This is a genomic window from Actinoplanes sp. NPDC023936, assembly GCF_040639325.1.
In the GTDB taxonomy this organism is placed as follows: domain Bacteria; phylum Actinomycetota; class Actinomycetes; order Mycobacteriales; family Micromonosporaceae; genus Actinoplanes.
The window spans coordinates 87,092-95,739 of sequence record NZ_JBEZZR010000037.1; the positions used below are offsets into that span (position 1 = coordinate 87,092).

Sequence of the window (8,648 nt, forward strand, 5' to 3'; positions counted from 1 at the left end):
GCAGCCAGCTGGACCAGCTGGCTGCCAGCGTCGCCGGCAGCTCCTGCGTGGGGACCTCGGGTACCGGAGCGCGTCCGAACTCAACACACGGGAAGCTGGGTTACTGGACGGACCAGCCGCCGTCGCTGGGGAGGATCACGCCGTTCAGGTTGACGCCGTCGTCGCTGAGCAGGAACGTGATGGACGCCGCCAGGTGTTCGGGCATCGCCACGCCGGGGATCGTGCGGAGCAGCGGTCCGGTGCGCGCCATGCCGAACTCCGACTGGTCACGCGGCACCATCCCGGTGGCCACGCCGCCCGGGGCCACCGCGTTCACCCGGATGCCGTCGGCCCCGTACATGAAAGCGGTGTTCTTGGTGATGCCGACGACGGCGTGCTTGGACGCGGTGTAGGCGACGCCCGCCGCGCTGCCGCGCAGGGCCGCCTCGGAGGCCACGTTGACGATCGAGCCGCTCTTCGCGGCGAGCATCGACGGGATGACGGCGCGGGTCAGCTTGAAGACGCCGTCCACGTTCACCGCGAAGACCCGGTCCCAGATCGCGTCGGCGGTCTCGTGGATGGGGGAGAAGTCGTCGACGACGCCGGCCACGTTGGCGAGGCCGTCGATCGTGTCGCCCGCGGCCTCGACGATCCGGGCGATGTCCGCGTCGACGGTGATGTCCGCGGTCACCGGCACGATCGCGTCGCCGAGGTCGTCGACGAGGGCCTTGAGCTTGTCGGCGGTGATGTCGACGGCGATCACCCGGCCGCCCTCGCGGACGATGCGGGAGGCGGTGGCCCGGCCGATGCCGGAGGCGGCGCCGGTGACGATCACGGTCTTGCCGTCGAAGCGGCCGCCGGTGACCTTCTCGCGCCAGGCGCCGGACGACTCCTCGGCCGGTGTGACGCCGCCGTTGACGGCCATCACGAGACGGTCGACGGCCTCCTGCGGGATCTGGCCCTGGCTGAGGGCGACGAGCTGCTGCAGCGGCAGGCCGCGAGCCGGGGCGAGGCGGGACTCGTCGAAGTCACCGCCCTGCCCGAGCAGTGCCCGGATGGCCGGGCCGCCCTCCGGGTGGTCCAGCCATTCACCGACCGTGCTGCCCGCGGTAAGCGCCATCTCGAATCCTCTCAATACAAGCTGTGAACTGCTGAAACGTTGAAGTCAACTTAGTTTACTTCGCCTGTTTCGCCATTGCCGCCACAGGGCGGAACAAAAAGCAGAAGATCGGAAACATGCCCGTCCTGAGCCGGCGACAGATCAACGTCGTCTTCGTCGCGATCCTGCTCGGGATGCTGCTGGCGGCCCTCGACCAGACGATCGTCTCGACCGCTCTGCCGACGATCGTGGCCGATCTCGGGGGCGCCGGGCACATGTCGTGGGTGGTCACCGCGTACCTGCTGGCCGAGACCATCGCCACGGTGCTGGCCGGCAAGTTCGGTGATCTCTTCGGCCGCAAGGTGATCTTCCAGATCAGCGCGGTGGTCTTCGTGGCCGGCTCGGCGTTCTGCGGCGTCGCGCAGGACATGCTGATGCTGGTGGCCGCGCGGGTGGTCCAGGGCATCGGCGCCGGTGGCCTGATGGTCACCGCGATGGCCCTGATCGCGGACGTCATCCCGCTGCGCGAGCGGGGCAAGTACCAGGGCGCGCTGGGCGCGGTCTTCGGCGTCACCACGGTCGTCGGGCCCACCCTGGGCGGCCTCTTCACCGACCATCTGAGCTGGCGGTGGGCGTTCTACGTCAACGTCCCGATCGCGATCATCGTGATCGGCATGGCGGCGAAGACCATTCCATCGGTACGGTCCCCGGGCCGCCCCGTCATCGACTACGCCGGCATCGGCCTGATCGCCGCGGCCGCGACCACGATGATCCTGGCGCTGGAGTGGGGCGGCAGCGAGTACGCCTGGAGCTCGCCCACCATCATCGGGATGTTCGCCGGCTCGATCGCGCTCTTCGCGGCCTTCGTCGCCGTGGAGCTCCGCGCGCAGGAGCCGATGCTGCCGATGCACCTGTTCCGCAACTCGGTCTTCACGATCTGCTCGACGCTCAGCTTCATCGTCGGGTTCGCGATGCTCGGCGCGATGACGTTTCTCCCCACCTATCTGCAGTACGTGGACGGCGTCTCGGCGACCGCCTCCGGGGTGCGCACCCTGCCGATGGTGGCCGGCCTCTTCCTGATGTCCATGTTCTCCGGCAACGTGGTCAGCCGCACCGGCCGGTACAAGGCCTTCCCGATCGCGGGCGGCGCGGTGATGTCGGTCGGCCTCTACCTGATGTCCACGATGGGGGCGTCGACCAGCACGTGGCTGGAGTCGCTCTACATGTTCGTGCTCGGCTGCGGCATCGGGCTGTCGATGCAGGTGCTCACGATCGCCGTGCAGAACACCGTGCCGTACGCCGATCTGGGGACAGCGACCTCGGGCGTGACCTTCTTCCGTACCCTGGGAAGCTCTTTCGGAACGGCGATCTTCGGCACGCTCTACAGCGGGCGGCTCGAGGACAAGCTCGCCGAGGCGCTCGCGCAGACCGGCGTCCCGGCCACGGTGGCGCAGAGCCCGGAGGCGCTGAACGCGCTCGATCCGGCGCAGTCCGGGCCGATCATCGCGGCCTACGCCGACTCGATCAACTACGTGTTCCAGTGGGTGGTCCCGGTCGCGGTGCTCGGTTTCCTGGTGGCCTGGCTGCTCAAGGAGGTGCCGCTGCGGGACAGCGCCCGGGTCGCCGCGAACGACGTCGGGGAGGGCTTCTCGCCACCCGCGGCGGACGATCGGATCGGTCAGCTGGAGCGACAGATCAGCGACACCATGCGGCGGGCGCGCGACGACCGTACCGTGCTTGATCGGGTCTTGGCCGAGTCCGGCGCCGACGTCAACCCGTCACAGGCGTGGGCGATCGGACAGACGCATCTGCACGTGACCGCGAAGGGCCGCGCCGAGCTGCCGGCCATCGCCCGCCAGCACCGGATGCCCCCTGAAGTGCTGGAACCCGCCTTCGCCGATCTTCAACAGGCCGGATATGCCCGGGTGGAGGGTGACCAGGTGCACCTGACCGAGGCCGGTCAGGAGCAGTTCGAGCGGGTCCGGCACGCGTGGCGGCAGTGGCTCGACGCGAACCTGGACGACATCGCGCGCACCGATCCGGACGACCGGATCCTGATCGATCAGGCGTTGAACAACATCGCCACCCGGCTGGTCGACGAGCCTCGGCCCGTTTGATCCAGGGTCCGGCAGGCTACCGTTCACCAATGGGATTGCTGGACAGGTTCGTCGGCTCACCGCAGCGCCGGTTCGCCCAGCTCGCCCTCCGGGTGGCCCGCAACACCCCGGGGGTGGACCGCGCGACCTACCAGCCGGAGGAGTTCGCGATCGCGATTCATCGCACCGGCGACGCGGGTCCGGCCCATCTCTACCTGTCGAACGTGTTCCGGGAGACCGCCGACGCCACCCCGGCGGAACGCCGGGAGCGGCTGGAGCGTCTGGTCCGGCTGATGGCCTCGCCGCCGGCCGAGGACACCTGGGAGACGGTACGCGGAAAGCTCCGTCCCGTGATCCGCCCGGTGACGTTCGGCGTCGCCGGCCCGGTCGGCATGCGCCCGCCGCTGTCCCGCCCGGCCCTGCCGTTCCTGCGCGAGCTCGTGGTCGTCGACAGCCCGGACGCGATGGCCTACGTGATCCCGGACCGCCTGGACGAGTGGCACGTCTCCGCCGACGATGTCTTCGCCGCGGCCCGGGAGAACCTGGCCGAGCTGGCCCGCCGCTCGCTGAGCCGGCCGTGGCCGTCCGGACCGAGCCTGATCCGGATGCTCGACGACGGCGACGGCTACTTCACGTCCCTGCTGCTCGCCTCCGGCTGGCTGGCCGACGTCGGCGAGCGGATGGGCACGCCGGTCCTGGCGTTCGCCCCGGACAACAACACGCTGCTGATCAGCCCGCTGCCGGAGAACGAGGCGGACCAGCTCTACGCGGTGGTGGAGCGGACCTTCCAGGAGGCGGTGCGGTACCTGTCGCCGGTCGGCTACGTCGCGGCGCCGGGGGGCGGGGTGGTGCCGTACACGCCGCCGCCGGGCCACCTGCACCACCTGGCGGCCCGCCGGGCCGAAGCGGTCCTGGCGCTGACCGAGTACTCCAACCAGACCGACTGGCTGACCGAGCAGTACGAGAAGGCCGGCGTCGACGTGCACGTCGGCAAGCTGATCGCGGTGGAGCCGCCGGACGGCGGACCGGCCGAGACGATCGCGACCTGGACGGAGGGCGTCAGCACGCTGCTGCCGCGCGCCGATTCGGTGGCGTTCGCCCGGGCCGACTCCGGTGTGGAGTTCCGGGTGCCGTGGCGCGTGGTCGAGCGGGAGGCCGGGCTGAGCCCGGAGCCGCTGCTGGCGCCGTCCCGCTACCGGGTGGAGGACTGGCCGGCCGCCGCCGTGCTGAGCAGCCTGCGACAGAGCGAAATCTAAGCTTGTTTGCCTGTGGATCTCCACGGCAGCAGACTGTGGCGCATGACGGACGAGGACGCCTCGCTACGGATCGGCGCTCCGGCGGACCACGCGGCAGGGTTCCCGGCCGTGCGGCTGAGCCTGACGAACGCCGTACGGCGGATGGGTGTGCGCAAAGCGGTGCGCAACCTGCGCACCCTGAATCAGCACGACGGCTTCGACTGCATGAGTTGCGCCTGGCCGGACCCGCAGGGGCACCGGCACGCCGCCGAGTTCTGCGAGAACGGGGCGAAGGCGGTCTCCTGGGAGGGCGATCGGCGGACCGTCGGACCGGAGTTCTTCGCCGCGCACTCGATCGCCGACCTCGCCGGCCGGACCGATCACTGGCTGGAGAAGCAGGGCCGGCTCACCCACCCGATGGTCCGGCGCGACGGTGCCGCCCACTATGAGCCGATCTCCTGGGATGAGGCGTTCGCGCTGGTCGCGTCTTTCCTGCGGAACCTCCCCAGTCCCGACGAGGCGGCTTTCTACACCTCCGGGCGGGCCAGCAACGAGGCCGCGTTCGTCTACCAGCTCTTCGCACGCGCGTTCGGCACGAACAACCTGCCGGACTGCTCGAACATGTGCCACGAGTCGACCGGCACGGCGCTGCTGCGCACGATCGGCGTCGGCAAGGGCTCGGTCACCCTGGAGGACCTGCACCAGGCCGATCTGATCGTGGTCTCCGGGCAGAACCCGGGCACGAATCATCCGCGGATGCTCACCGCCCTGGAGATCGCCAAGCGGGACGGCGCGAAGATCCTCGCGATCAACCCGCTGCCGGAGGCCGGGCTTCTGCGTTTCGACAACCCCCAGCGGGTACGGGGGATGGCCGGTCACGGCACCGCCCTGGCGGATCGGCTGCTCCGGATCCGATCCAACGGCGACCTGGCGTTGTGGCAGGCGATCGGCCATCTGCTCCTGCGGCGTGGCGTGGCCGACCGGGAGTTCATCGACACGAGCACCGTCGGTTTCGCGGCCTGGGCCCAGCATCTCTCCGAGATCGACAGGGACGCGGTGCAGGCCGCCACCGGCCTGACCTGGGCCGAGATCGAAGAAGCCGCCGACATGCTGGCGAGCGCGAAGCGGATCGTGCACTGCTGGGCGATGGGAATCACCCAGCACCGCAACGCGGTCGCCACGATCAAGGAGTTCGTCAACGTCGCGCTGCTCCAAGGCATGATCGGCAAGCCGGGCGCCGGACTCTGCCCGGTCCGCGGGCACTCCAACGTGCAGGGCGACCGCAGCATGGGCATCTGGGAGAAGCCGCCGCCCGCGCTGCTGGACGGAATCCGCGCGGAGTTCGGCTTCGAACCGCCACGGCACCACGGATTCGACGCCGTCGACACCGTGAAGGCGTTCCGGGACGGGCGGGCCTCGGTGTTCGTCGCGCTCGGCGGCAACTTCGTCGGGGCGATGTCCGACACCGCTGTCACCGCGGCGGCGATGCGCGGGGCCGCCCTGACCGTGCAGATCTCCACGAAGCTGAACCGCAGCCACGTCGAGGCCGGGCACACCGCGCTGATCCTGCCCACGCTCGGCCGCACCGAACGGGACCACACCGGCGGCCGGGAACAGCGGATCACCGTGGAGGACTCGATGTCCGCGGTGCACGCCTCGCGGGGGCGGTCCGCGCCGGCCGGTCCGCTGCTGCGCTCCGAGGTGGACATCATCTGCGGGATCGCGGCGGCGACGCTGGGTGCCCGGCACGGGATCCCGTGGGCGGCGTTCGCGTCCGACTACGACCAGATCCGGGAGCGGATCGGGCGGGTCGTGCCGGGGTGTGACGGGTACCCGGAGAAGATCCGGGCCGGTGGCTTCACGATGCCGCACCCGCCGCGCGACGCCCGGACATTCCCGACGCCGGAGGGAAAGGCGGTCTTCACCGTCAGCCCTCTGGAGGTGATGACGGTTCCGCCGGGCCGGCTCGTTCTGCAGACCCTGCGCAGCCACGACCAGTTCAACACCACGATCTACGGCCTCGACGACCGTTATCGCGGTGTTCACGCCGGTCGTCGGGTCGTCTTCATCAGCCGCGCCGACCTGGACGAGCTCGGCTTCGCCGACGGCGATCCGGTCGACCTGATCTCGGAGTTCTCCGACGGCGTGGACCGCCGGGCCGACGGCTTCCGGCTGGTCGAATACGACACCCCGAAGGGCTGTGTGGCCGCCTACTACCCGGAGACGAACCCGCTCGTACCCCTGGAGTCGCAGGCCGAGGAGAGCGGAACCCCCACCTCCAAGTGGGTGGTGGTCCGCCTTGTCGCCGCGGCGGTCCGGGCGGTGCCGCGATGACCAGCTTTCTGCTGGGTCCTTCCGATTTGCGGGTACGGGCGGAGCACGGTCCCGTGGTCATCCTCGACGCGACGGTCGAGCTCGCCAAGCCCGCGCACGACGGCGATCACCGTTCGGCGCCGGGGCGGGCCGGCTGGGCGGAGGCGCACATTCCGGGCTCCCGGCACGCCGATCTGCTGCATGATCTGAGCGACAGGGACGCCGGCTACCACTTCGCCCGTCTCGACGCGCCGGTGCTGGCCGAGCGGCTGGCGGCGCTGGGTGTGCGGGACGGGGTGCCGGTGGTGGCGTACGACCGGGCCGGCGGCATCTGGGCGTCCCGGCTCTGGTGGCTGCTCGACTGGCTCGGCCTGGAGGCGTACGTCCTGGACGGCGGCCTGCGGGCGTGGCAGTCGGAAGGTGCCCCGACCGCGCGTGTGGAGTTGGGGTTCGGAGCGCGCCGGAGTTCCACACGCGGTGCTGTTGCTGGCCTGCGTGTGGAGTTGGGGTTCGGAGCGCGCCCTAATTCCACACGCGGGGAGGCTTCTGGGCGGCGGTGGGTGGGGCGGGCCGACGTGGAGGCGTGGCTCGCCGGGCGGGTCGAGGCGACGGTGGTGTGCGCGCTCGACCCGGCGGCGTTCGCCGGGGAGGTGCCCACCCGGTACTCGCGGCGCGGCCACATTCCCGGCACCGGCAACGTCCCGGCGCGCTCACTGCTCGGCCCGGACGGGCGGTTCCGCCCCGAGCCCGAACTGCGTGAGATCCTCGGCCACCTGCTCGACGACCCCGGGCCGATCTGGCTCTACTGCGGCGGCGGCATCTCGGCAACCACGCTCGGGCTGGCGCTGCGGGCGCTCGGGCGCGCGGATGTGGCGATCTACGACGGTTCCCTGGAGGAGTGGTCCGCCGACCCGGCCCTCCCGACCGAGCTGGGCGGGCCGATCGAGCTGGGCGGGCCGAGCGGGCTGGGCGGGCCGAGCGGGCGGGCTTCGCAGGGATGACCGAACAACTGGAGGCCGCCGTCGACCGGGTCGTCGCCTGGGCCCGGCAGCAGCCGCCGTCAGCCGGGAACCGCCGGGTCCTCGCCGTCGAAGGCCGCTCCGGATCGGGCAAGACCACCCTGGGCCGGGCCGTGAGCGTTCGGCTCGGCGCACCGCTGATCTCCATGGACGACCTGTATGCCGGGTGGGACGGGCTCGACCGGGGCGTCACCGCGCTGCACGACTGGGTACTGCGGCCGCTCGCCGAGGGCCGGGCCGCGTCCTGGCGGCGGTGGGACTGGGCGGCGGGGGAGTACACCGGTCACTTTCCGGTGCCCGACGCGGAATGGCTCGTGATCGAGGGTGTGGGTGCGGGCGGGAGGGTGCTCCGGCCGTACCTGTGCGGGGTTGTCTGGTTGGAAAGTTCCGCCACGGTGCGTAAGCGACGAGCGCTGGCGCGTGACGGAGAGACCTATGCGCCGCACTGGTCACGGTGGGCGGGGCACGAGGACGCGTTCTATGCGACCGAGGGCGTCCGCGACCACGCCGCTCTGGTGATCGAGAACGATGAACCTGGTGCCGCTGGCGACATTCCATGCGCATCCGCGTGAATGCCTGCGGCAGTCCCCCCGTCGGGCACACGGCGATCGGCCTGCGGCGGCACTCGGATGACCTGCGCCAGCTACGGCTGGGGTTTGCGAGCCGTAGTGTGCGCATGTTTCCGGCGCGGATGGCCTGCGCTGGGTACGGCTCGGGGTCGCGAGCCGTAGTGTGCGCATGTTTCGGGCGCGGATGGCCTGCGCTGGGTACGGCTCGGGGTCGCGAGCCGTAGTGTGCGCATGTTTCGGGCGGGCGGATTCAATCGGTGGTTGCAACACAGTCTGTTTGTGCTGGTAGCGGTGCTGAGAGTAGCGCGTTGAGGGCTTGAGCGGGAGTTCTCATGCCG

Annotated in this window: 6 protein-coding genes; 5 read left to right on the plus strand and 1 reads right to left on the minus strand. The window is 70.8% G+C overall.

Annotated elements, in window-relative coordinates; genetic code table 11:
* Positions 1-100: 100 nt before the first annotated feature.
* Positions 101-1,099, minus strand: a complete 999-nt coding sequence (locus AB0F72_RS33855; RefSeq protein WP_360440168.1) for an SDR family NAD(P)-dependent oxidoreductase — start codon at positions 1,097-1,099, stop codon at positions 101-103.
* Between the two features lie 116 nt (positions 1,100-1,215).
* Here AB0F72_RS33855 and AB0F72_RS33860 point away from each other — a divergent pair, with 116 nt between their 5' ends.
* From AB0F72_RS33860 to AB0F72_RS33880, 5 genes are read left to right on the plus strand one after another with little or no spacing between them, the layout of a single operon-like run.
* Positions 1,216-3,195 (plus strand): MDR family MFS transporter, encoded by a 1,980-nt coding sequence (locus AB0F72_RS33860; protein WP_360440171.1) that lies wholly within the window; start codon positions 1,216-1,218, stop codon positions 3,193-3,195.
* Positions 3,196-3,224: 29 nt separating this feature from the next.
* Positions 3,225-4,430 (plus strand): hypothetical protein, encoded by a 1,206-nt coding sequence (locus AB0F72_RS33865; RefSeq protein ID WP_360440174.1) that lies wholly within the window; start codon positions 3,225-3,227, stop codon positions 4,428-4,430.
* Between the two features lie 42 nt (positions 4,431-4,472).
* Positions 4,473-6,743 carry an FdhF/YdeP family oxidoreductase gene (locus tag AB0F72_RS33870; RefSeq protein ID WP_360440177.1) on the plus strand — a complete coding sequence of 757 codons (2,271 nt, stop codon included), beginning with the start codon at positions 4,473-4,475 and terminating at the stop codon, positions 6,741-6,743.
* The gene (locus AB0F72_RS33875; protein ID WP_360440180.1) at positions 6,740-7,723 is read left to right on the plus strand and encodes a rhodanese-like domain-containing protein; all 984 of its coding nucleotides are present in this window, start codon (positions 6,740-6,742) and stop codon (positions 7,721-7,723) included. Before AB0F72_RS33870 ends, AB0F72_RS33875 begins: the two co-directional genes overlap by 4 nt.
* Positions 7,720-8,313, plus strand: a complete 594-nt coding sequence (locus tag AB0F72_RS33880; protein ID WP_360440183.1) for a dephospho-CoA kinase — start codon at positions 7,720-7,722, stop codon at positions 8,311-8,313. Before AB0F72_RS33875 ends, AB0F72_RS33880 begins: the two co-directional genes overlap by 4 nt.
* Positions 8,314-8,648 lie beyond the last annotated feature (335 nt).